Below are 21,884 nucleotides of genomic sequence, written 5' to 3' on the forward strand. Positions count from 1 at the left end.
GGCACAGTCTAAGTGATTCGCTGCGGCAACGGTCGAGGCTCGGAGCCGGCCTTCGCTCAGACGGCCTCGGTGTCTCCCGCCACGATCGCCCGCTCGATCTCCTCGAGCACCCGGCTGTCCGCGATGGGGCGGAAGTGACCCATGGTCTCGAGCTGCACGTTGCGGGCCCCCTCGACGAAGCTGCCGCCCGGGATGTGCGGGTCGAACCGCCCGTAGATCGAGGTGATGCGGGCATTCAGGGCGCGGTTCGTGCGGAGCATCTGCAGCGTGCGGTCGAACGGGGAGAACGCCCTGATGCTGGGCAGCAGGAAGAAGGCGGCATAGATGGACCCCGAGAACGGCGTGTTCACCGCCACGAGGCGGGTGACGCGCGGGGCCGCACCCGACATCGTCAGGAGGAACTTGCCGATCAGGCCGCCCTTGCTGTGCGCGACGATGACGACGTCGGTGAGGTCGTGCTCCTGCAGGTGTGCCGCGGCGAGCTGCGCCATGTCCTCGACCGTGCCGCGGTTGTAGCCCAGCTTCTGCACAACGTGGACCGGGTGGCCGGCCCGGTGCAGGTGGTGGGCGATGGGGCGCATGAACTGCCACGTCTCGTAGATGCCGGGCAGGAGCAGGATGGGCGCCTTGCCGGCCGGCGCATCCGGGGCCGGCGTCCGGTAGCGTGCCGGATCCGTCCGCAGCAGGAAGCCGTGCGCCTGCCAGAAGCCCACGTAGGCGTAGTCCAGGATCCAGGCCCGACCGCGTGTGAAGAAGTTCATCCCGTCCACCGTACCGACCGCCCGGCTCCCATAACGGGTCTTGACGGCGCCTTATTATGAGAAACTCAGATTTACTGATTCACTGAAGCAATGATGCGGACGGTGGAGGCGGAGCGCGAGGCCCGGTGGTCCGCCACCCTGCACGCGCACCAGCGCCGCGTGACGCGCCAGCGCCTGGCGGTGCTGGCCGCCGTCGAGCAGTTGCCGCACGCCACCGCGGACGACGCCGCCACGGCGGTCCGCGCCGAGCTGCCCCACATCACGGTGCAGTCGGTGTACGTGATCCTGGCCGATCTCACCGGGATCGGCCTGCTGCGCCGCATCGAGACACCGCACTCCCCCGCCCGCTACGAGACGCGCGTAAACGACAACCACCACCACGCGGTCTGCACCGGCTGCGGGCGGATCGAGGACGTCGACTGCGCCGTCGGGCATGCGCCCTGCCTCACCCCCGAATGGTCTCCGGGCGCCTCCCGGATGACCATCCAGGTCGCAGAGGTCCTGTACCAGGGACTCTGCGACGACTGCCGACCGGCAGCCCCACACCACCCCCCAACCCACCACGAATAGGAGCACCATGACCGCGAACTTCAGCACCACGCAGTCCGGCGCACCCGTCATCGACGACGGCAACTCGTCCGTCCTCGGCCGCGACGGCGCCATCCCCCTGACCGACCACTACCTCGTCGAGAAGCTCGCCCAGTTCAACCGCGAGCGCGTCCCCGAGCGCGTGGTCCACGCCAAGGGCGGTGGAGCGTTCGGTGTCTTCGAGACCACCGAGGACGTCAGCATGTACACGCGCGCCGCGCTCTTCCAGAAGGGCACGACCACGGAGACGCTCCTGCGCTTCTCCTCCGTGGCCGGCGAGCAGGGCTCCCCCGACACCTGGCGGGACCCGCGCGGCTTCGCGCTGAAGTTCTACACCTCCGAGGGCAACTACGACCTCGTGGGCAACAACACCCCGGTGTTCTTCATCCGCGACGGCATCAAGTTCCCCGACTTCATCCACTCGCAGAAGCGCCTGCCCGGCACCAACCTGCGCGACGCCGACATGCAGTGGGACTTCTGGACGCTCAGCCCTGAGTCCGCGCACCAGGTGACCTGGCTGATGGGCGATCGCGGCCTGCCGAACTCGTGGCGGACCATGAACGGCTACGGCTCGCACACCTTCATGTGGATCAACGAACTGAACGAGAAGTTCTGGGTCAAGTACCACTTCAAGTCCAACCAGGGCCATGAGGTGCTGACGGTCGACGAGGCCGAGGCACTCGCCGGGTCCGACGCCGACCACCACCTGCGGGACCTCTCGGAGAACATCGCCAAGGGCAACCACCCGAGCTGGGACCTCAAGGTCCAGATCATGCCGTACGACGACGCGAAGACGTACCGCTTCAACCCGTTCGACCTCACCAAGGTGTGGCCGCAGGCCGACTACCCGCTCATCCCGGTGGGCAAGCTGACCCTGAACCGCAACCCCGAGAACTACTTCGCGCAGATCGAGCAGGCCGCGTTCGCGCCGTCGAACTTCGTGCCCGGCATCGCCGCGAGCCCGGACCGCATGCTGCAGGCGCGCATCTTCTCCTACGCCGACGCGCACCGCTACCGCGTGGGCACCAACCACGCGCAGCTGCCCGTGAACATGCCGAAGAACGAGGTGCGCAACTACTCGAAGGACGGCGCGGCGCGCTACCACTTCAACGCGGCCACCACCCCGGTCTACGCGCCGAACTCCGTGGGCGGCCCCGCCGCCGATCCGGCGCAGTACGGCGCCCACGGCGGCTGGGAGAACGACGGCGACCTCGTGTACGCGGCGCACTCGCTGCACGCCGAGGACGACGACTTCGGCCAGGCCGGGACGCTCTACCGCGAGGTGTTCGACGACGCCCAGCGGGCGCGCTTCCTCGAGACCATCACCGGGGCCGTCGGCGGAGTGCAGAGCGACGAGATCCGCGCGCGGGCCGTCCAGTACTGGGCCAACGTGGACGCCGACCTCGGCGCGAAGCTCGCAGCGAACCTCGGCAGCGGCCAGACGCCCGCGACCGAGTCCGAAGCCGCGCTCTACTAGCAGCTCCGGTACGACCTGAGGAGGGCGGACCCGCACGGGTCCGCCCTCCTTCCGCATCCTCGGAGTCACCTAGGCTGGGCCCATGCCGCCACTGCCCTGCGCCGAACTGCACCTGCACATCGAGGGGACCCTCGAACCGGAGCTCATCTTCACCCTCGCGGCGCGGAACGGCATCTCGCTCCCCTACGCCGATCCCGCGGACCTGGCCACGCGCTACGCGTTCACCGATCTGCAGTCCTTCCTGGACCTCTACTACGCGAACATGGACGTGCTGCGCACGGAGCAGGACTTCACGGACATGACCCGGGCGTACCTGCGCCGGGCGGCCGCGGCGGGGGTCCGGCACGCGGAGATCATGATGGACCCGCAGGCACACCTGGCCCGCGGCGTGCCCCTCGAGACGTGCGTCAACGGTGTGGCGGCGGCCCTGTCCACGAGCGAGACCGACGCCGGCATCAGTACGTCCCTGATCGCCGCGTTCCTGCGGGACCGGCCCGCGGCGGAGGCGCTGGAGGTGCTGCGCGACCTCCTCGCGATGGACGCCCCCATCATCGGGATCGGCCTGGACTCGGCGGAGGCGGGGTATCCGCCGTCGCTGTTCCGGGAGGTGTACGACGTCGCCCGGGACGCCGGGCTGAAGTGCGTCGCCCACGCGGGCGAGGAGGGCCCGGCCGCCTATGTGTGGGAGGCGCTCGACCTCCTGGCGGTGGACCGCATCGATCACGGGATCCGCTGCCTCGAGGACGAGGCGCTCGTCGAGCGGCTCGTCGCCGACCAGGTCCCGCTGACGGTGTGCCCGCTCTCGAACGTGCGGCTGCGCGCCGTCGACGCCATCGGTGATCACCCTCTGCCGGCGATGCTCGCGCGCGGCCTGAACGTCTCCGTGCACTCGGATGATCCGGCGTACTTCGGCGGCTACCTGGACGACAACCTGGCGGCGCTGGTCGACGCATTCGGGCTGGGCATCGACGACCGCGCACGGCTTGCCGCGAACTCGGTCCGCTCGGCGTTCATCAGCGAGGGTCGGCGCCAGGACCTGCTGGCGGAGGTCGAGGCCTGGCGCGTCTCCGCCCACGCCCCGCGCGCCGTCTAGGCGAGGGCTCCCTCCGGTGCAAGACTGCACTGGACCGTGCCTGCACCGGGCGCCGATCGAGGAAGGCACCGTCTTGGCCGACTTCACGATCACCCACGACGCAGGCATCCTGGCGGTCCTCTGGCGGCCCGGGGTCCGGATCGGACCCGCGCAGCTCGACGTCCTGGCGAACACGATCACGCACTTCCCGCACTGGCACGTCTCCCCGGTCCTCGTGCACCTGGATCTCGTCCGGCACATCACGCAGCCCGCGCGCCGGATGCTCGTCGCGTACCACCACGCAGGGCCGATCGGGCTGACGGGCCAGGACCCCGTGGACCGCGTCCTCGCGGCGTTCATCGTCCAGTCGCCCAGCAGGACCCGCTACTTCACGGACAGCGGCGAGGCCCGCGCCTGGCTGTCCTCCGTGGGGACGGCGTCCGGACGGCCTGTTCCTGCCGGCTAGGGCCGGGAGATGAACCCGTTGTCCACCATGAAGTCGAAGGCGACGTCGGCGGGTTCCTCGCCCTCGACGTCGACCCTGAGGTTCATGACGCGCAGCGCCTCATCCGTGAGGGCCGGGGTGATGGTGTCGAACACCTCCTGGAGTTCGGGGAACTCCTCGAGGGTCTTCCCGTAGTACACGGGCGCTGCGTTGTAGGCCGGGAAGAACCCGAGGTCGTCCTCGAGCAGGGTCAGGTCGAGGGCCTCGATGCGTCCGTCCGTCGCGAACACCTCCCCGAAGTTGCACGCGCCGGTGTCGGTCGCCCCGTAGATGGCGCCCGTGTCGTAGATGCCGATGTTCGCGTCCGGGACGCCGGTCGCCGCTCCGCGCTCCAGGCCGTAGTGCTCCAGCATGGGCGTCATGCCGTCCGTCCGGGAGTTGAACTCGGCCTCCACGCAGAACGTCCGCTGTTCGGGTGGCAGCTCGGCCAGCCCGGACATCGTGGTGATTCCTCCGAGCTCGGGGAGCGCTTCTGTCCGCACGGCCATGGCGTACGTGTTGTTCAGCGGCGCGGGCCCGCCCCACACGAGCCCGTTGGCGCGGTCGGCGTCCCGTACCGCCGTCCACTGCTCCTGCTGGTCGGCGATGCCGGCCTCCTCACCCAGGAAGGCGAGCCAGGCCGTGCCCGTGTACTCCCACGTGAGGTCGGCCTCCCCCGAGAGGATCAGGTCGCGGGGCGGCTGCGACCCTGGCGCGTTGGTCAGGTCCGTGACGTCGAACCCGGCGGCCTGGGCAGCCAGCACGGAGATCTTCCCGAGGATCAGCTGCTCCGTGAAGTTCTTGGACGTGACGGTGAGCGGGGCGTCGTCGACGCCCTCGATGGGCTGAATGGATCCCGGGCCGGCGACCGGGACGTAGGACGTGGCCGGCTGCAATCCGCACCCGGTCAGCAGAAAGCCGACGGCGGCCGCACCGGCGAGCGCGACAGCGGCGCCTGAGCGGTGACCGCGGGGGGCTGGACGGTGGCTCATGTGAGTCCCTTCGGGCGGGCGAGGAGTTCGACGACGCGCCCTACCCAGTCCACGAGCAGCGCGAGGAGGGCGACGCTCACGGCGCCGGCGACGAGGACGCGTGTCAGATTGAGGTTCACCCCGGTGGTGATGAGGATGCCGAGCCCGCCGCCGTTGATGAACGTGGAGAGCGCGGCGGTGCCGACGAGCAGCACGAGCGCCGTGCGGATGCCCGCGAGCATGATGGGCACCGCCAGGGGGAGCTCCACGCGGAAGAGGACGGCGGCGGCGCTCATGCCCATCCCCCGACCGGCCTCGACCAGGCGGTCGTCCACCTGGCCGATACCGACCATGGTGTTCCGCAGGACCGGCAGGAGCGCGTAGACCACGAGCGCCGTCACGGCGGCACGGAAGCCGAAGCCGAGCCAGGCGGCGAGGAGCACGACGATCCCGATGGCCGGCGCGGACTGGCCGATGTTGACGACGGCGAGCACCGGGCCGGCCAGCCGCCGGAACGGCCTGCGGGTCAGCAGGATGCCGAGCGGGATGGCGAGCAGGAGCACGATCGCGGCGGACAGCAGCGTCAGCGCCAGATGCTCCCGCGTGTAGACGAGGAGGGAGGCCGGATTGAGGGTGATCCGTTCGGTCTCGGTGAGCTGCGTCGTCAGGAGCCAGGCGACCAGCGCACCGACGGCCAGGAGGATGCCCGCGAGCTGGAGGAGCAGCGGGCGCCATCCGCGGCCCGTGCTGACGGTCAGGGGATCGGCTGCGCCCCGCGCGCCGGTGACGGGGCCTGCGCCCGCCGTCCGGCCCTGGGCCACGGTCTCGGCGGGAGCGCCGACGAGCTCACTCACCCGCGGTACCCCTGCCGGCCGCGTGCAGGGGCCGGTCGTCGTCGGGCGCGTCGTCGGGCGCGGGGAGCGCGGTGAGCGCACCGGTGTTGATGCCCACCGGCCTGCCCTCGGCATGGGAGGTACGCGCCCGGGCATGGGCCTGGCTCATCGCCTCCATGACGGTCTCGACGTCGATGACGCCGCGGAAGCTGTCGCGTCCGCCGGTGACGAGCGCCGCACCGACGCTCGAGACGAGCATGATGTCGAGGGCATCGTTGAGGGTGGCGCGCTCGCCGATCAGCGGAAGGCGCGGATCCCTGTCGTCGCCGATCCGCTCCAGCCGGGCGAGCTGCCGCCGCGACAGCCACTGCAGCGGCCGGTTGCGGCCGTCGATGACGACGGCGTGGTCGTGGCCCTCCTGGTCGAGGCGCGAGAGGACGTCGGAGGTGAGGTCACCCGGTGACGCGGTGACGGCGGGCTGCAGGGCGACCTCGTTGACGCGCGTCAGGGTCAGCTGCTTGAGGCCTGCACCGGCTCCGATGAAGTTCTCCACGAACTCGTTGGCGGGCTCGGCGAGGATGCGTGCCGGGGTGTCGTACTGCACCAGCTGCGCGCCCTCCGTGAAGATGGCGATCCAGTCCCCGAGCTTCACCGCCTCGTCGAAGTCGTGGGTGACGCAGACGATCGTCTTCTGCAGTTCCTTCTGGATGCTGATGAGCTCGTCCTGCAGGCGCACCCGGGTGATCGGGTCCACCGCACCGAACGGCTCGTCCATGAGCAGCACGGGCGGATCCGCCGCGAGCGCCCGGGCCACGCCCACGCGCTGCTGCTGACCGCCGGAGAGCTCCCGGGGGAACCGGTCGCGATACTGCTCCGGGTCGAGGGAGACGAGCTCGAGGAGCTCGTCCACGCGGGCCGCCACGCGCTCCTTGCTCCAGCCGAGCATCTTCGGGACGATCGCGATGTTCGTCGCGACGGTCATGTGCGGGAACAGGCCGCCGGCCTGGATGACGTAGCCGATGCGGCGGCGCAGGGCGTCGCCGTCGATCCCCGTGACGTCGTCGCCGTCGAGTACGATCCGCCCCTCGGTGGGCTCGATCAGGCGGTTGATCATCTTCAGGGTGGTGGTCTTGCCGCAGCCCGACGGGCCGACGAGCATGACGATCTTGCCGGCCGGGATCTCCATCGTGAGTCCGTCGACGGCCGCTCCGGCCTGACCGGGATAGCGCTTGCTGACCTTGTCCAGCAGGATGCTCGCACCCGTGATCTCCGCGGTGGGGTTCAGGGACGTGGCGCCCGCGGACGCGGGGGTGACGGACATACTCTCAGACACGGATACCTCGTGGGATTGTGAGCCGGCCGAGGCCGACCAGAAGGAGATCGAGCACCATGGCCAGGATGACCACGGCAATGATCCCGGTGGCGACGGACTCGAGGGCATTGGCGCCGCCGAGCCGGGCCAGCCCGGTGAAGATGAAGCCGCCGAGGCCGGGCCCGAGGACGTAGGCGGTGATCGCGGCGATGCCCATGACCATCTGCGCCGAGACCCGCACGCCGGCGAGGATGACGGGCCAGGCCATCGGCAGCTCGATGCGGCGGAAGGTCTGGAAGCGGCTCAGCCCCACCCCCCGCGCGGATTCGACGATGGCGCGGTCCACGCTGGTCAGGCCGACGACGGCGTTACGCAGGATGGGCAGGACAGCGAAGAACACGACCACGATGACGGCGGGTGCCACTCCGAAGCCGAACGGGGCGATCAGGAGGCCGATGAGGGCGAAGGACGGGATGGTCAGGCCGATCGCCGACACGCTGTTCGCCACGGTGGTGAGGGCGGGACTGCGGTAGACGAGCGCCGCGACCACGATGGCCAGGACGGTCGCGATCACCAGGCACTGGACCACGAGTGAGAAATGCTGCCAGCTGGCGAACAGGATCTGCTCGAACCTGCTGCCCACGTAATCGACCATGTCCACCTCCCCGTCGCGGCGACGCCGCATGCCTGACCCGACGGACGGTACGCCAGAGGCGAAACCATAAGCCAGCTTATTTTTCCACCGTACCGGAGATCGGGGGCGAGCGGAAAAGCGATCCGGGTGCCCCGAGTACTTGCGCCGCCCCTGTGCCGTTGTTCACATCGGCGGCCTCCGGTGCTTCGGCCCGTACCGTCCGGTGATAACTTGCCGCCATGGACACCACGACAGCCCTCGCCCCGACCGGCACCGATGCAGTCGTCCGGCACTCGGCGGTGGAGGACGTCCTGGGGATGGTGACCGGCACCTTCACGGTGTCCCTCGGCCTGTTCCTGCTCGCGACGAGCGGCGCCGTGACCGGCGGGACGGCGGGCCTCGCGATGCTCCTGGGCTACGCGGGCGGACTGTCCTTCAGCGTCCTGTTCCTCGCGGTCAACGTCCCGTTCTTCGCCCTCGCCGTGTGGAAGAAGGGCTGGGACTTCACGCTGCGCACCGTCGTGGCCGTGGCGCTCGTCGCAGGCCTGGCCGCCGTCCACCCGCTGGCGCTCGGCGGACTCTCCCTGCACCCCGTCTATGCGGTGCTCGGCGGGAACCTGCTGGCCGGCGTAGGCCTGCTGATCCTCTTCCGCCACCGGGCGAGCCTCGGCGGTTTCAACATCCTCGCGCTCATCCTCCAGGAGCGGCTCGGCTGGCGTGCCGGGTACGTCCAGATGGCTCTCGACACGGCCGTCATCCTCGCCGCCTTCGCCGTCGTCGACCCCGCGAGCGTCCTGCTCTCCGCCGTCGGCGCCGTGGTGCTGAACCTCGTGGTGGCGCTCAACCACCGTCCCGGGCGCTACCTCGGCGCCTGAGCACCGGGCGGGGACACCCGCACGTGCCCCCGCCGTGCCCCGGCCCCGTCCGGGCTGCGCACCACCAGCGCCGTCGTCGTCAGGCCGGGACGGAGACGGCCTCCTTCTTCTCCTCGCGCAGGAGCCGGGCCCCTTCGACGTCGACGTCGGGGAGGATCTTCCCGAGCCACGCCGGGAGCCACCAGGCATGCCTGCCCAGCAGGTACATGGCGGCCGGGACGAGGGTCATGCGGACCACGAAGGCGTCGAGCAGTACCCCGAAGGCGAGCCCGAACCCGATGGGGCGCACCATCGCCAGGTGGGAGAAGACGAAGCCCGCGAACACCGAGACCATGATGATCGCGGCGGCCGTGACCACGCGGGCGCCATGGCTGAAGCCGATGCGCACCGCGGCCTTGGGGTCGTCCCCGTGGACGTACGCCTCCCGCATCCCGGACACCAGGAACATCTGGTAGTCCATCGCGAGGCCGAAGAGCACCCCGATGAGGATGATGGGCAGGAAGCTCAGGATGGGCCCCGGGTTCGTCACCCCGAAGACGTCGCCGAGCCACCCCCACTGGTAGATGGCCACCGTGGCGCCGAAGCTCGCGAGCAGGGAGAGCAGGAACCCGGCGGTCGCGATGATGGGCACCAGGATGGAGCGGAAGACCAGCAGGAGCAGGATCAGGGACAGCCCGACCACGATGGCGAGGTACACCGGCAGCGCCTCCATCAGCTTCGCGGAGACGTCGATGTTCGCCGCGGTCTGCCCGGTCACGGCGATCGCGACACCGGTCTCGTCCTCGAACTCGTCGGTCGCGCCGCGGAGGTCGCGGACGAGGTTCTCGGTGGCCTCGCTGGCCGGACCCTCCTCCGGGATGACCTGGAAGATCGCCGTGCGGCCGTCCTCGCTCACCGTCGCCGGGACGGACGCGGCGACGCCGGGCACATCCCGCAGGCGATCGTTGACGTCGAGCTGGAGCGTGGTGAGCTCCGCCTCGTCGGCGGTCTCGGGGAGGGATCCGACGACGATCAGCGGGCCGTTGGTGCCCGCCCCGAACTTGTCGCCGATGGCGGTGTACGCCTGGAACGCCGTGGAATCGGCCGGTTCCGTGCCGCCGTCGGGCAGGCCGACGCGCAGCTGGGCGGCGGGGATGGCGATGACGCCGAGCAGGACCACGCCGGCGAGGACCGTGAGGACAGGCTTCCGGGTCACGAAGCCACCCCAGCCCGCGCCCCTCGCGGCGCGCTGGTCGGCCAGGACCGTGCTGTCCTCCGAGTCCAGGGGCAGGGCGGCGGAGTGCTTGTGGCCGGCGGCCTTGGCCCAGCGGCGCTTCGAGATGACGCGACGCCCCATCAGCGCGAGGAGCGCCGGGGTGAGTGTGAGGGCCACGAGGACCGAGACCGCGACCGTACCGGCCGCGGAGAGGCCCATGACGGTCAGGAATGGGAGCCCGGGCACGGCGAGCGCGGCGAGTGCCACGATCACGGTGATGCCCGCGAAGAGGACGGCGTTCCCGGCGGTGCCGGTGGCACGCGCGATCGACTCCTGCAGGTCCATGCCGTGCAGTAGCTGCGTCCTGTGCCGGTTCACGATGAACAGGCAGTAGTCGATGCCGACGGCGAGGCCGAGCATCAGCGCGAGGACCGGGGAGATGCTGTTCATCTCGACGATCCCCGAGAGGGCGAAGGTGATGCCGACGCCCACGCCCACGCCCACGATCGCCATGAGCAGCGGCAGCCCGGCGGCCACGAGGGTGCCGAGCATCAGGACGAGGACGATCGCGGCGACGGCCAGGCCGACGATCTCCGTGGCCCCGATGATCCCGGAGACGTCCTCGACGATCTCCTTGCTGTACTCGACCGTCACTCCGGCCGACTCCGCCTCGGCGGCCTTCTCCTGCACCTCTGCGCGCAGTTCCGGCGAGACCGCGTTGATCTGCTGGTCGAACTGCACGCTGGCGACGCCGGTGGAGCCGTCCTCGGACACCAGCCTCACCCCGGAGGTGGCCTCCAGTTGCCGCTCGGCGAGCTCGAGTTCGGTGCGTCCGGCGTCGAGCTGCTCCCGCCCGGATTCCAGTTCGGTGCGGCTCGCGTCGAGCGTCGCCTGGCCCTGCTCGAGCTGCTGGGCGGTGGCCGCGGCCTGGGCCGCCGGGAGTTGCGCGCGGGCCTGCTCGAACTGGGCCCGCTGCTCGTCGAGCTGCTGCTGGCCCTGCGCGAGCTGGTCCTCGCCGACGCTCAGCTGCTGCTCGCTGGTGTCGAGTTCCGCGCGTCCCGCCTCGAGCTCCTCGCCGCCCGCAGCCACCTGGTCCGCGACCTCGAAGGGGTCGATGACGGCGCGGACGCCGTCGAGCGCAGCGATGTCGGCCAGGGCCGACTGCACGCCCTTCCGCTGGTCGGGTGTGAACGCGGCGCCGTCGTCGGAGGTGAACACCACGGTGCCGGTGCCGCCGACCGCCTCCGGCAGCTCGTCCCGCAGGCGATCGGAGATCCGCTGCGACTCGGTCCCGGGGATGGTGAAGTTGTTGGTCAGCGTCCCGGAGAAGGCGACGGCCGCGGCGCCGACCGCCAGCATGATGGCGAGCCAGGCGGAGACGACCCACCAGCGCCTCCGGTACGCGAAGGAGCCGAGCCGGTAGAGGAGAAAAGCCATGAGGGGGTCCTAGCAGGAAGAGAGCGGAGAGAACGGGGATTCAGGTGCGGGGGGAGAAACCGTCGCGGAGCATGGTCAGCACCGCGAGGATGCGTCCCTCGAGCTGCTCGCCGGGGTCGCCGGCGGCGTCGGGGGGCATGGCGGACCAGTCGCGCATGGCCGCCTTGGTGCAGGACAGCACGCTCCCCACGAGGGCGGTGAGGTACAGCTCGGACGCGTCCGAGCCGAGTCGTCGGCGCAATCCCTCGACGATCCGCACCTCGGCGCGCTCCCATGCGTGCAGCTGCGCGCGGAGGAGATCCGGGTTGGAGTCCGCCATGCGGAAGAGCGCGCCGTGCTGCAGGAGGCCCTCCATCCGCGTGGTCTCGGAGAAGGCGCGGATGATGGAGTCGAAGAGGGGCTCGTCCTGGGGCATCCGCCCGAAGACCTCCAGTGCCAGGTCGAGGAATCCGTCCGTGCGGACGGTCAGGGCGTCCTCGGCGCTGTGGAAGTAGTTGAAGAACGTCCGGCGGGAGACCCCGGCACGCTCGGCGATCTGGTCGACCGTGAACGAGCCCGGCCCCACGGACACGGCGAGGCCGAACGCCGCATCGGCGATCGCCCGCCGGGTATCGATCTTGTTCTGCTCGCGTCGGCCCACAGGCACCGCGTTCTCGGTCTTCTCCAGCACGATCCCAGCGTAGGCACAATCTTGCACAGCGTGCAACAAGGTGTTTCCGACGGTATCCACGCCCTCCCGCTCATGGGCGTACGCTGGCCCAGGCATCACCTCCCTCCCCCGAAGGCGGCCCCCATGCACACCATCACCCTCGGCTCCCCCGGTTCAGGCCTCGACGTCTCCCGCCTCGGCCTCGGCTGCATGGGCATGTCGGCGTTCTACACCGGCAGCGGGAAGGACGACGCCGCCGCGACGGCCACGCTGCACCGTGCGCGCGACCTCGGCGTCACCTTCTTCGACACCGCGGAGATGTACGGCCCTTACACCAACGAGGAACTGCTCGGCCGGGCGTTCAGGACCCGACGCGACGACGTCGTGCTGGCCACGAAGTTCGGCACCATCCGCCACTCGGCAGGCGGTGCCATGGGGCTCGACGGCAGCCCGGAGAACGTGCGCCTCGCGGTCGAGGGGTCGTTGCGGCGGCTCGGCACCGACCACATCGACCTCTACTACCAGCACCGCATGGATCCCTCGGTCCCGGTCGAGGACACCATGGGCGCCCTGGCAGGGCTCGTCGAGGAGGGCAAGATCCGGCACGTCGGACTGTCCGAGGCGGCTCCCGCCACCATCCGCAGGGCCCATGCCGTCCACCCGGTGACGGCGCTCCAGACCGAGTACTCCCTGTGGAGCAGGGACCCCGAGCGCGAGCTCCTTCCGCTCGTCCGCGAGCTCGGAATCGGGTTCGTGCCCTACTCGCCGCTCGGCCGCGGCTTCCTGACCGGGACCATCCGCTCCGTCGACCAGCTCGACGCGTCCGACTTCCGCCGCAACAACCCGCGCTTCGCGGGCGGGAACCTGCAGGCCAACATCCGGATCGTGGAGCAGGTGGACGACGTCGCACGGCAGCTCGGTGCGACGCCGGGGCAGGTGGCCCTCGCCTGGCTCCTCGCTCAGGGCCCGGACATCGCCCCGATCCCGGGGACGAAGCAGGTGCGCTACCTGGAGGAGAACGTCGCGGCCGACGCCCTGACGCTCTCCCCGGAGCAGCTCGCGCAGCTGGACGGCGTCGCAGCCCCCGTCGGCGACCGCTACGAGGACATGTCCGGCGTCGACCGGTAGGGCGGATCCCGCAGCTCCTACCGGGACCCTCCTTCCTGGACCCTCCTTCGCCGGCCCGAAGGTTCACGGACGGATGTACTATCGAGGCATGGGTTCCCACCACCACGCTCCCGTGAGTTCCGCCAGGCGCGGTCCGCTGGCGCGCGCGCTCGTCATCACGCTCGGCGTCTTCGTCGTCCAGATCGTCGGGGCGCTGTGGACCGGGAGCCTCGCCCTCCTCTTCGACTCCGTACATGTCCTCACGGACGCCGCCGGCCTGGCCATGGCGCTCGGCGCCGCGACGCTCTCGGTCCGTCCGACGTCGGCACGGCGCTCGTGGGGGTTCCGGCGGGCGGAGGTCATCGCCGCCCTGCTGCAGGCCGCGTTCCTGCTCGCCGTCGGAGCCTATGTGCTGGTCGAGGGCGTCCGCCGGCTCATCACACCGACGGACGTCGCGGCCCCGGAGATGATCGTCTTCGGCGTGATCGGGCTCGTGGGCAACCTCGCCGCGCTCGGACTGCTGGCGCGGCACCGGACGGCCAGCTTCAACCTGCGGGCCGCGTTCCTCGAGGTCCTCAACGACGCCCTCGGGTCGGTGGCCGTCATCGTGGCCGCCGTGATCATCACGCTGACGGGGTGGATGCGGGCGGACGCCCTCGTGGCCATGCTCATCGGCGCGCTGATCATCCCGCGGACCCTGAAGCTGCTGCGGGAGACCATCGACGTACTGCTCGAGTCCACCCCCGCGGGCATCGACCTCGACGAGGTCCGCGGCCATATCGCGCGCCTACCCCACGTCCGCGACGTCCACGACCTGCACATCACGCAGATCGCCACCGACCTGCCGGTCCTCACCGCGCACATCGTCGTCGACGACGACTGCTACCGGGACGGTTCCGCCCACGCAGTGCTCGACCAGCTCCAGGAATGTGTGGCCCGGCACTTCGACGTCAGCATCGACCACTGCACCTTCCAGATCGAGCCGCTGGGCCACGTCCACCACGAGACGGAGCTGACACACTGATGCTGCAGACCCTGACCTCGACGTCGGTCCTGGAACGCGTCGGCACGGCCCTGTCCGACCCGACGCGCGTGCGGATCCTGGTGGCCCTCCGCGATGCGCCGGCCTACCCCACCGAACTGGCAGGGCTGCTCGGCGTCAGCCGCCAGAGTCTGTCCAACCACCTCTCGTGCCTGCGGGGCTGCGGCCTCGTGATATCGGTCCCCGAGGGCCGGCGCTCACGCTACGAACTCGTGGACCCGAAACTCGGGCACGCGCTCACGGACCTCCTGGGCATCGTCCTCGCCGTGGACCCCACCCACCACGACCACCCCTGACGCGCGGCGCGCCTGGAAAAGCATGGAAAAGGCCCGGCGCACCAGGTGCGCCGGGCCTTTCTCCCCGCCCTAGCCCATGAGCCGCGAGCGGATGAGGAACCTCTTGCCCTCCGGCGCCTCCACGGAGAAGCCGCTCCCCCTGCCCTGGACGACGTCGACCGTCAGGTGCGTGTGGCGCCAGTACTCGAACTGCTCCCGCGACATCCAGAACTCGATGAGCCGCGGCGCATCGTTCCCAGCTGCCGCGGGGTTCCCCTGCGAGAGGTCGAGGACGCCGAGCAGCACGTCCGCCTCCGCCGTGATGAACTCGCCCGCCGGGTAGCACATGGGCGACGAGCCGTCGCAGCACCCGCCGGACTGATGAAACATCAGCGGCCCGTGGATGAGCCACAGCTTCTCGAGCAGCTCGACGGCGGTGTCCGTCAGCGCCACCCGCGAGAGGGTCTCACCCGGGATGGTCACCGAGGCCTCGACGGTCACGGCGCCTCCTAGAAGAAGCCGAGCTTGGACTCGGAGTAGCTGACCAGCAGGTTCTTGGTCTGCTGGTAGTGATCGAGCATCATGGCGTGGTTCTCGCGGCCGATGCCCGAGGACTTGTACCCGCCGAACGCAGCTCCCGCCGGGTAGGCGTGGTAATTGTTCACCCACACGCGCCCCGCCTGGATCTCGCGTCCTGCACGGTATGCCACGTTCCCGTTCCGCGACCAGACGCCAGCGCCCAGACCGTAGAGGGTGTCATTGGCGATCTCGAGGGCCTCCGCGTAGTCGTTGAACCGCGTCACCGAGACCACGGGCCCGAAGATCTCCTCCTGGAACACCCGCATGCTGTTGGTGCCCTCGAAGACGGTGGGCTTCACATAGTAGCCCTCGGCGAGGTCGCCGCCGAGGATGTTCCGCTCACCGCCGGTGAGGATCTTCGCGCCCTCCTGCTTGCCGATGTCCATGTAGGAGAGGATCTTCTCGAGCTGGTCGTTGGAGGCCTGGGCGCCCACCTGCGTGTCGGTGTCCAGTGGGTTGCCCTGCACCATCTTCTCCACGCGGGCGATTGCGTCGGCCATGAAGGAGTCGTAGATGGAGCCCTGCACGAGTGCGCGGGAGGGGCAGGTGCAGACCTCGCCCTGGTTCAGCGCGAAGAGCGCGAAGCCCTCGAGTGCCTTGTCGTAGAACGCGTCATTGCTGTCCGCCACGTCCGAGAAGAAGATGTTCGGGCTCTTGCCACCGAGTTCCAGCGTGACCGGGATCAGGTTCTGGCTCGCGTACTGACTGATCAGGCGGCCCGTGGTCGTCTCGCCGGTGAACGCGATCTTGCGGATGCGCTTGCTCGAGGCGAGCGGCTTGCCCGCCTCCACACCGAAACCGTTCACGACGTTGATGACGCCGGCCGGCAGGATATCGCTGATCAGTTCCATCAGCACGAGGATCGACGACGGCGTCTGCTCCGCCGGCTTGAGCACGACGGCGTTGCCGGCGGCGATCGCGGGTGCGAGCTTCCAGGTCGCCATGAGGATCGGGAAGTTCCAGGGGATGATCTGCCCGACGACGCCGAGCGGCTCGCGGAAGTGGTAGGCCGTCATGTCCTCGTCCAGCTGGGACAGCTGGCCCTCCTGGGCACGAATGGCAGCGGCGAAGTACCGGAAGTGGTCGATGGCGAGCGGGATGTCCGCGGCGAGGGTCTCGCGGACGGGCTTGCCGTTGTCCCAGGTGTCCGCCACCGCGAGCATCTCGAGGTTCTCCTCCATGCGGTCCGCGATGCGGTTGAGGACCATGGCCCTCTCGGCGGCGGAGGTCCTGCCCCAGGACGGTGCGGCTTTGTGGGCTGCGTCCAGCGCCAGTTCGATGTCCTCGGCGGTGCCGCGCGCCACCTCGCAGAAGGCCTTGCCCGTCACCGGGGAGATGTTCTCGAAATACTGGCCCTTGATGGGTGAGACCCACTCACCGCCGATCCAGTTCTCGTACCTCGGCTTGAAGCTGACCTTCGATCCATCCTGGCCAGGCTGGGCGTAAACAGTCATCGTCGAACTCCTTGAACTCCGTGGATGTAGGACGTCCTCGTCCCTGGAACACCTTAGAAGCGCGAAGGTTGCATCAACGTTGCATGGCGGCGCGATCGAGGCCGGAGCATCGCTGCGTCGGCCCGTCAGTCCCTCCCTGCGTCAGCCTTTGTCCCCCGTGGGCGCTGCCTCGTCCTCGGCCGGGCGAGCGGGGGCTGCAGGGTCGGCCGGAACGGTGTCGGTCTCCCTCGGCGCGTCCGGGTCGTCGCACGACGGATCGGCGGGGTCCGACTCGTCACCGGGTTCCGACTCTTCTCCGGGCGTCGGCTCTTCCCCGGGCGTCAGCTCGGTTCCGTCGTCCGTTCCGGCTTCCTTCGCTGCTGCGGCTTCTTTCGCTGCCTCAGCCGCTGCGTCGGACGGCACCGCGGAAGCGGCGTCACCGGCGGCCTCCGCTGACCCGGGGACCTCCGGTGTCGCCGGGTCGGCGGCGCAGGGGTCATCAGGTGTCACGGGGTCAGGTGCCGGTGCCGGCTTCGGCGCGGGTGCAGGCTTCTCGGGCTTCTCCGGCTTCGGCTCAGGCTTCTCCTCGGGCGCAGGCGCTTCGGGCTTCGGCTCGGGCTTCTCCTCGGGCGCAGGCGCTTCGGGCTTCGGCTCAGGCTTCTCCTCGGGCGCAGGCGCTTCGGGCTTCGCCTCGGGCTTCTCCGGCTTCGGCTCGGGCTTCGGCTCAGGCTTCTCCTCGGGCGCAGGCGTCTCGGGCTTCGCCTCGGGCTTCTCCGGCTTCGGCTCGGGCTTCGACTCGGGCTTCTCCGGCTTCGGCGCGGGCTTCCCAGGCTTCCCAGGCTTCCCGGGCGCAGGCGTCCCGGGCTTCTCCTCGGGCTTCTCCGGCTTCGGCTCGGGCTTCTCGGGCTTCCCGGGCGCAGGCGTCTCGGGCTTCGACTCGGGCTTCTCCGGCTTCGGCGCGGGCTTCCCAGGCTTCCCGGGCTGCTCGGGCTGCTCGGCGGCAGGCTTCCCGGGCTTGCCCTCCTGCGCCGGACCCGGCTTCACCGGGGTGCTCGCCTTACCTGGAGCCACAGGCTTCTCGTTCGCCTTGACCGCGGAGGCAGGCTTGCTGTCCGCCGAAGCACCCGGCCGTTCGTAGTGCGGCGCTGGGGGCTCGTGTCCCGCTGCAGCGCCACCGGTGTCTCCGGCAGCCTGCCCTGCGTCGGCGACAGCGTTCCCGCCCCACGGGGCAGCACCGGACGGAAGACCGTCCGGCGTCGGCTGGTCGGACCGCGTGGTGGACTGCGCCCAGTCCGGGAGGGCGGCAGCACTGCTCCCGCCGGGGCTGTAGTCCCTGAACTCCCCGCCGCTCTTTCCGTGGTGGACGGGCGCCATGGTCCATTCGATGGGATCGACGTGCTCGCCGTCGAGGATCGTCTCGAAGTGAAGATGGCAGCCGGTCGAGGACCCCGTGGACCCGACCTCGGCGACGGTGTCGCCGCCATTGACGGCGTCCCCCTCCTCCACGGAGATGCCCTGCAGATGGTTGTAGCTCGTGATCAGGCCGTTGCCGTGGTCGATCTCGACGCGGTTGCCGCCACCCCACGGATGCCAACCCACGGCCCGCACCGTACCGGCGTCGACCGCATAGACCGGCGCACCGCACTCGGCGGCGTAGTCCTGGCCCGTGTGGAACTCATTTGCCTCGCCGGAGATGGGGCTGGTCCGGTGGCCGAACGAAGAGCTGGGCACGAGGCCGTCGAGGGGCGCGAAAAGGGTGCCGGCAGCGGGTCGCCGTATGGCCGACGTCGCCGAGACCTGGGGGCCGGCAGGTGCGCTGCTGCCGGCAGTCGGTCCGCCGACCGCCGGTGGGGAACCGACTGGCGGCCGTCCGGGCACAAGCGCGTCCAGGGGGGCGCGTGCCTCTGCGGGTGCCAGCAACGACGGGCCCACGATGCCCGTCGGCGCGAGGGCGTCCTGTCCGGACTGCGTGAGGGTCGAGGCGGACAGCGGTCCCGACGACATCACGGAGGCCGCCTCCCAAGACTGCGGCACGAAGCCCTGGAAGCCGACGAAGCAGACCACGATCGCCACGCTGGCATGCATGGTGGTGCGCGATGTCCGAACGCTCCGGGCCTGCCCGGTCGGGCGTCGTGTGGATTGCGTCATGAGTGTTCCCCCTTGCCCGTGTGCTGCATCGAAGCAGCCCCCGGGAACTGTTGTCCGGCGGAATCATCAGCCACCAGTCATAACGCTAACCCGGCCCCGGCCTCGAGGACGACGGATCATTGCGATCGGGTGACAAACTTTAGAAGAAATTGAGGGTCAGGTCGAGGGCACAGCCAACTCGGCGTCGAGCCATTCCGCGTGGGCCACGACCGCGGCCCGCCGTGGTGAGCGCTGCGGCAGCACGCGCAGTGCGAGCTGCCATGCCTCGGCGTCGTACTCCGCCTCCGCGAGCGCCAGGTACTGCAGCACGGTCTCCGGTGCGCCGTCGTTGAGGACGGCGTCACGCAGCAGGACCGACACCTCGTTGCGCAGCCTCACGATCGCGGGAGCCTGCGACCGCGGGAGGACGGGCCCCCGGTAGATCCCGAGCGCCATGCGGTGGGCACCACGGTCCAGGTAGCTCAGGACCTGCACCGCGTCGACGACCAGCTGACCCGGCAATCGGTAGGGACGGGACTGCGGCACAGTCGCGTCCCCGTACTGTCCCAGGACCTTTCGCAGGCGCAGGATCTCCGCACGGACCGTCGTCCCGGATGCGTCCTCCGGGTAGGCCATCGTGGCGAGCTGGTCCGCCGTGAGGCCTTCCGGGTGCAGGGCGAGGATGGTGAGCAGCTCGGCATGGCGGAGGCTCAGTTCGAGCGAAGCCCCGCCGGTGTGGACCACCCCGTGATCCATGCCCAGGATCTGCAGGCTGTTCCGGTAGAGGGTGGGCTGCGTGCGCCCCGGCCGACGGCGCTTCGCACGTGGCAGCCGTTCCTGCAGCCGGTGGATGCTCAGCTGGGCCTCCGCTGCCGCCACCGCCGCTTCGACGAGCGCCAGGGTGTGGGTCGCCACGGCGTCGTGGGTCCCCGTGATGTCGACGACGCCGAGCACCGTCCTCGAGTCGGGGTCGTGCACCGGCACGGCGGTGCAGCTCCAGGGATGGGCCTTGCGATTGAAGTGCTCCGCTCCGGCGATCTGCACGCTGCGGTCGAGGGCGAGCGCCGTGCCGGGAGCGCTCGTGCCGACGGTCGATTCGGACCAGTCCGCTCCAGGGACGAAGAGCATGCCCTCCGCCCGGCGTCGCAGCTCGCGATCGCCGTCCACCCACAGGAGGCGCCCGTTCTCGTCACCGACCGCCACGAGCATCCCCGCTGCCAGGCTCGGCTGGACGAGCAGGCGGTCGATGACGGGCATGACGGCCGCGAGAGGATGCCCCTGACGGTAGGCCTCGAGCTCCTCCTCGGAGCAGAACAGGCGGGCCTCGGCGGCAGCGGGGTCGCGGAGGAAACCGAGCGACCGGCGCCAGGACTCACGGACGACGCCGCGGAGATCGCCGTCGACTCCCGCACCGCGCCCCAGTGCCTCGTGCGCTGCGAAGGCTCTTCGCTGCAGCGCGTCGGAGGAGAGCTCGGCTTCGGCTAATGAACGGGACGGCGACATCGGCACTCCGCTTCGTGACCAGTCCCACGGGGTGGCGTGGGACAGGTCACAGTGTAGCCAAACTACTCACTGCGGGATATGGCCACCATGTCCTCGCGGGGCACCAGTTTCACGCGCTCCCGCACGAGCTCCGCGTTGCCCGAGGTGTTCACGAAGTTGGCTCCCAGCTTCATCTCATGGGCATCCAGCTTCAGCCACCCCTCCCAGGTGGTGTACCGGACACCGCGCGCCTCGAGGAGCTCGATGATGGCATCCTCCGACCCGTCCTCGGCCGGCGGGAGATTCAGCCGGTCCTCGAGCAGGTACCCGATGGTCTCGAGCGCGTCACCCTTGGTGTGGCCGATCAGTCCCACCGGTCCGCGCTTGATCCAGCCGGTGGCGTAGATGCCGGGCACGGGCCGGCCGTCCTCGTCGATGACGCGTCCGCCCTCATTGGGGATGACGCCGCGCTTCGCGTCGAAGCCGACCTCGGGCAGCTCCGACCCGAAGTAGCCGATGGCCCGGTAGACGGCCTGGACAGGATAGTCGACGATCTCGCCGGTCCCGCGCACGCTGCCGTCCCCGGTCAGTTCGGTGCGTTCGAACCGCATCCCCGCGACCCTGCCCGGGGTCTCGGGGGAGTCGTGGACCTCGACCGGCGAGTGGAGGAAGTGCAGGTGGAGGCGGCGGGACGCCCCCGTCGGCTCGTCCTCGACCAGCCAGTTGGTGAGCGTCTTCACCATCGTCTTGGTCTGATTGTTCGACGCGATCTGCGCCTCGGAGCCGGCGTCGAAGTCGAAGTCCTCGGGGTAGAGGACGATGTCGACGTCACGCGAGTGCGAGAGCTCGCGCAGTTCCAGGGGCGTGAACTTCACCTGCGCGGGTCCGCGGCGGCCGAAGACGTGGACGTCCGTCACGGGCGAGGCCTTGAGGCCCCGGTAGACGTTGTCCGGGATCTCGGTGGAGAGAAGATCGTCGGCGTGCTTGGACAGGATGCGGGCGACGTCGAGCGCCACGTTCCCGTTGCCGATGACGGCGATCTCGCGGGCCTCGAGCGGCCAGTCCCGGCTCACGTCGGGGTGGCCGTCGTACCAGGACACGAAGTCGGCGCCGCCGAAGGAGCCCTCGAGCCCGATACCCGGGATGTCCAGGTCGGCGTCCTTGATGGCGCCGGTGGCGAAGATGACGGCGTCGTAGAAGCGCCGGAAGTCGGAGAGGGTGAGGTCGCGTCCGTAGTTCACGTTCCCGAGGAACCGGATGTCCCCGCGGTCCAGCACCTTGTGGAGCGCGTTGACGATCCCCTTGATGCGCGGGTGGTCCGGGGCGACCCCGTACCGGATCAGGCCGTAGGGTGCGGGGTACTGGTCGAAGAGATCGATGCTGACGGCGAAGTCGCCGCCCTGGACCTCGTTGGACTTCGTCAGGATGTCGGCCGCGTAGACGCCTGCCGGACCGGCACCGATGATCGCGACCCGCAGCGGTCGTGCCGCAGCTGAGGTAGACACTGAATAGCCTTCTTCCCGGTGGAATGCTCCCGATGGTTACCGCCGT

Annotated in this window: 20 protein-coding genes; 8 read left to right on the top strand and 12 right to left on the bottom strand. The window is 69.9% G+C overall.

Going from position 1 to position 21,884, the window contains the following annotated elements; translation table 11 throughout:
- Window positions 1-56: 56 nt before the first annotated feature.
- A complete protein-coding gene (locus tag C4K88_RS09715) occupies window positions 57-761 on the bottom strand; it encodes an esterase/lipase family protein (RefSeq protein ID WP_104121437.1) in 705 nt (234 codons plus the stop codon).
- 90 nt (window positions 762-851) lie between these two features.
- Between C4K88_RS09715 and C4K88_RS09720 the strand changes: the two genes are divergently transcribed.
- From C4K88_RS09720 to C4K88_RS09735, 4 genes are all read left to right on the top strand, one after another.
- Entirely contained in the window at window positions 852-1,331 is a 480-nt protein-coding gene (locus tag C4K88_RS09720) for a Fur family transcriptional regulator (RefSeq protein WP_241521818.1), read from the top strand.
- Window positions 1,332-1,338: 7 nt separating this feature from the next.
- Window positions 1,339-2,826, top strand: a complete 1,488-nt coding sequence (locus C4K88_RS09725; protein WP_104121438.1) for a catalase — start codon at window positions 1,339-1,341, stop codon at window positions 2,824-2,826.
- An 82-nt stretch (window positions 2,827-2,908) separates the two neighbouring features.
- The gene (locus tag C4K88_RS09730) at window positions 2,909-3,919 is read left to right on the top strand and encodes an adenosine deaminase (RefSeq protein ID WP_104121439.1); all 1,011 of its coding nucleotides are present in this window, start codon (window positions 2,909-2,911) and stop codon (window positions 3,917-3,919) included.
- A 73-nt stretch (window positions 3,920-3,992) separates the two neighbouring features.
- Complete coding sequence (locus C4K88_RS09735; RefSeq protein ID WP_104121440.1) at window positions 3,993-4,364, top strand: hypothetical protein; 372 nt, start codon at window positions 3,993-3,995, stop codon at window positions 4,362-4,364.
- On the opposite strand, the gene C4K88_RS09740 is transcribed toward C4K88_RS09735, so the two are convergent.
- From C4K88_RS09740 to C4K88_RS09755, 4 genes are all read right to left on the bottom strand, one after another.
- Window positions 4,361-5,374 carry a glycine betaine ABC transporter substrate-binding protein gene (locus C4K88_RS09740; protein WP_104121441.1) on the bottom strand — a complete coding sequence of 338 codons (1,014 nt, stop codon included), beginning with the start codon at window positions 5,372-5,374 and terminating at the stop codon, window positions 4,361-4,363. The two genes, C4K88_RS09735 and C4K88_RS09740, sit on opposite strands and share 4 nt — an antisense overlap.
- The gene (locus tag C4K88_RS09745; protein WP_438502348.1) at window positions 5,371-6,111 is read right to left on the bottom strand and encodes an ABC transporter permease; all 741 of its coding nucleotides are present in this window, start codon (window positions 6,109-6,111) and stop codon (window positions 5,371-5,373) included. Before C4K88_RS09745 ends, C4K88_RS09740 begins: the two co-directional genes overlap by 4 nt.
- Before the next feature lie 88 nt (window positions 6,112-6,199).
- The gene (locus C4K88_RS09750; protein ID WP_104121443.1) at window positions 6,200-7,507 is read right to left on the bottom strand and encodes an ABC transporter ATP-binding protein; all 1,308 of its coding nucleotides are present in this window, start codon (window positions 7,505-7,507) and stop codon (window positions 6,200-6,202) included.
- Window positions 7,508-7,511: 4 nt separating this feature from the next.
- Complete coding sequence (locus tag C4K88_RS09755) at window positions 7,512-8,153, bottom strand: ABC transporter permease (protein ID WP_104121444.1); 642 nt, start codon at window positions 8,151-8,153, stop codon at window positions 7,512-7,514.
- 218 nt (window positions 8,154-8,371) lie between these two features.
- Between C4K88_RS09755 and C4K88_RS09760 the strand changes: the two genes are divergently transcribed.
- Window positions 8,372-9,007 (top strand): YitT family protein, encoded by a 636-nt coding sequence (locus C4K88_RS09760; protein ID WP_104121445.1) that lies wholly within the window; start codon window positions 8,372-8,374, stop codon window positions 9,005-9,007.
- Window positions 9,008-9,086: 79 nt separating this feature from the next.
- On the opposite strand, the gene C4K88_RS09765 is transcribed toward C4K88_RS09760, so the two are convergent.
- Window positions 9,087-11,639: an MMPL family transporter gene (locus C4K88_RS09765; protein ID WP_104121446.1), complete on the bottom strand. Its 2,553-nt coding sequence runs from the start codon at window positions 11,637-11,639 to the stop codon at window positions 9,087-9,089.
- 40 nt (window positions 11,640-11,679) lie between these two features.
- A complete protein-coding gene (locus tag C4K88_RS09770; RefSeq protein WP_206604363.1) occupies window positions 11,680-12,309 on the bottom strand; it encodes a TetR/AcrR family transcriptional regulator in 630 nt (209 codons plus the stop codon).
- A 123-nt stretch (window positions 12,310-12,432) separates the two neighbouring features.
- Between C4K88_RS09770 and C4K88_RS09775 the strand changes: the two genes are divergently transcribed.
- From C4K88_RS09775 to C4K88_RS09785, 3 genes are all read left to right on the top strand, one after another.
- Complete coding sequence (locus C4K88_RS09775) at window positions 12,433-13,416, top strand: aldo/keto reductase (RefSeq protein WP_104121448.1); 984 nt, start codon at window positions 12,433-12,435, stop codon at window positions 13,414-13,416.
- 88 nt (window positions 13,417-13,504) lie between these two features.
- Window positions 13,505-14,419, top strand: a complete 915-nt coding sequence (locus C4K88_RS09780; RefSeq protein ID WP_104121449.1) for a cation diffusion facilitator family transporter — start codon at window positions 13,505-13,507, stop codon at window positions 14,417-14,419.
- The gene (locus tag C4K88_RS09785) at window positions 14,419-14,733 is read left to right on the top strand and encodes an ArsR/SmtB family transcription factor (RefSeq protein WP_174705228.1); all 315 of its coding nucleotides are present in this window, start codon (window positions 14,419-14,421) and stop codon (window positions 14,731-14,733) included. Before C4K88_RS09780 ends, C4K88_RS09785 begins: the two co-directional genes overlap by 1 nt.
- A 69-nt stretch (window positions 14,734-14,802) precedes the next feature.
- On the opposite strand, the gene C4K88_RS09790 is transcribed toward C4K88_RS09785, so the two are convergent.
- From C4K88_RS09790 to C4K88_RS09810, 5 genes are all read right to left on the bottom strand, one after another.
- Entirely contained in the window at window positions 14,803-15,213 is a 411-nt protein-coding gene (locus C4K88_RS09790) for a DUF779 domain-containing protein (protein ID WP_104121450.1), read from the bottom strand.
- 8 nt (window positions 15,214-15,221) lie between these two features.
- Complete coding sequence (gene exaC, locus C4K88_RS09795) at window positions 15,222-16,745, bottom strand: acetaldehyde dehydrogenase ExaC (protein WP_104121451.1); 1,524 nt, start codon at window positions 16,743-16,745, stop codon at window positions 15,222-15,224.
- Window positions 16,746-16,886: 141 nt separating this feature from the next.
- Window positions 16,887-18,872, bottom strand: coding sequence for a peptidoglycan DD-metalloendopeptidase family protein (locus C4K88_RS17610; protein ID WP_241521819.1), 1,986 nt, complete (start codon window positions 18,870-18,872; stop codon window positions 16,887-16,889).
- A gap of 156 nt (window positions 18,873-19,028) precedes the next feature.
- Complete coding sequence (locus C4K88_RS09805; RefSeq protein ID WP_104121452.1) at window positions 19,029-20,354, bottom strand: GAF domain-containing protein; 1,326 nt, start codon at window positions 20,352-20,354, stop codon at window positions 19,029-19,031.
- A 62-nt stretch (window positions 20,355-20,416) separates the two neighbouring features.
- Complete coding sequence (locus tag C4K88_RS09810; protein WP_104121453.1) at window positions 20,417-21,838, bottom strand: FAD-dependent oxidoreductase; 1,422 nt, start codon at window positions 21,836-21,838, stop codon at window positions 20,417-20,419.
- Window positions 21,839-21,884 lie beyond the last annotated feature (46 nt).

Origin of the sequence: Arthrobacter pityocampae (assembly GCF_002927275.1) — a bacterium.
In the GTDB taxonomy this organism is placed as follows: Bacteria; Actinomycetota; Actinomycetes; order Actinomycetales; family Micrococcaceae; genus Arthrobacter_D; species Arthrobacter_D pityocampae.

Bases quoted from the DNA above. Each gene is read 5' to 3' on its own strand.
- C4K88_RS09715 (WP_104121437.1), bottom strand. From the start codon at position 761: ATGAACTTCTTCACACGCGGTCGGGCCTGGATCCTGGACTACGCCTAC.
- C4K88_RS09720 (WP_241521818.1), top strand. From the start codon at position 852: ATGATGCGGACGGTGGAGGCGGAGCGCGAGGCCCGGTGGTCCGCCACC.
- C4K88_RS09725 (WP_104121438.1), top strand. From the start codon at position 1,339: ATGACCGCGAACTTCAGCACCACGCAGTCCGGCGCACCCGTCATCGAC.
- C4K88_RS09730 (WP_104121439.1), top strand. From the start codon at position 2,909: ATGCCGCCACTGCCCTGCGCCGAACTGCACCTGCACATCGAGGGGACC.
- C4K88_RS09740 (WP_104121441.1), bottom strand. From the start codon at position 5,374: ATGAGCCACCGTCCAGCCCCCCGCGGTCACCGCTCAGGCGCCGCTGTC.
- C4K88_RS09750 (WP_104121443.1), bottom strand. From the start codon at position 7,507: ATGTCCGTCACCCCCGCGTCCGCGGGCGCCACGTCCCTGAACCCCACC.
- C4K88_RS09755 (WP_104121444.1), bottom strand. From the start codon at position 8,153: ATGGTCGATTACGTGGGCAGCAGGTTCGAGCAGATCCTGTTCGCCAGC.
- C4K88_RS09760 (WP_104121445.1), top strand. From the start codon at position 8,372: ATGGACACCACGACAGCCCTCGCCCCGACCGGCACCGATGCAGTCGTC.
- C4K88_RS09765 (WP_104121446.1), bottom strand. From the start codon at position 11,639: ATGGCTTTTCTCCTCTACCGGCTCGGCTCCTTCGCGTACCGGAGGCGC.
- C4K88_RS09775 (WP_104121448.1), top strand. From the start codon at position 12,433: ATGCACACCATCACCCTCGGCTCCCCCGGTTCAGGCCTCGACGTCTCC.
- C4K88_RS09780 (WP_104121449.1), top strand. From the start codon at position 13,505: ATGGGTTCCCACCACCACGCTCCCGTGAGTTCCGCCAGGCGCGGTCCG.
- C4K88_RS09785 (WP_174705228.1), top strand. From the start codon at position 14,419: ATGCTGCAGACCCTGACCTCGACGTCGGTCCTGGAACGCGTCGGCACG.
- exaC (WP_104121451.1), bottom strand. From the start codon at position 16,745: ATGACTGTTTACGCCCAGCCTGGCCAGGATGGATCGAAGGTCAGCTTC.
- C4K88_RS17610 (WP_241521819.1), bottom strand. From the start codon at position 18,872: ATGACGCAATCCACACGACGCCCGACCGGGCAGGCCCGGAGCGTTCGG.
- C4K88_RS09805 (WP_104121452.1), bottom strand. From the start codon at position 20,354: ATGTCGCCGTCCCGTTCATTAGCCGAAGCCGAGCTCTCCTCCGACGCG.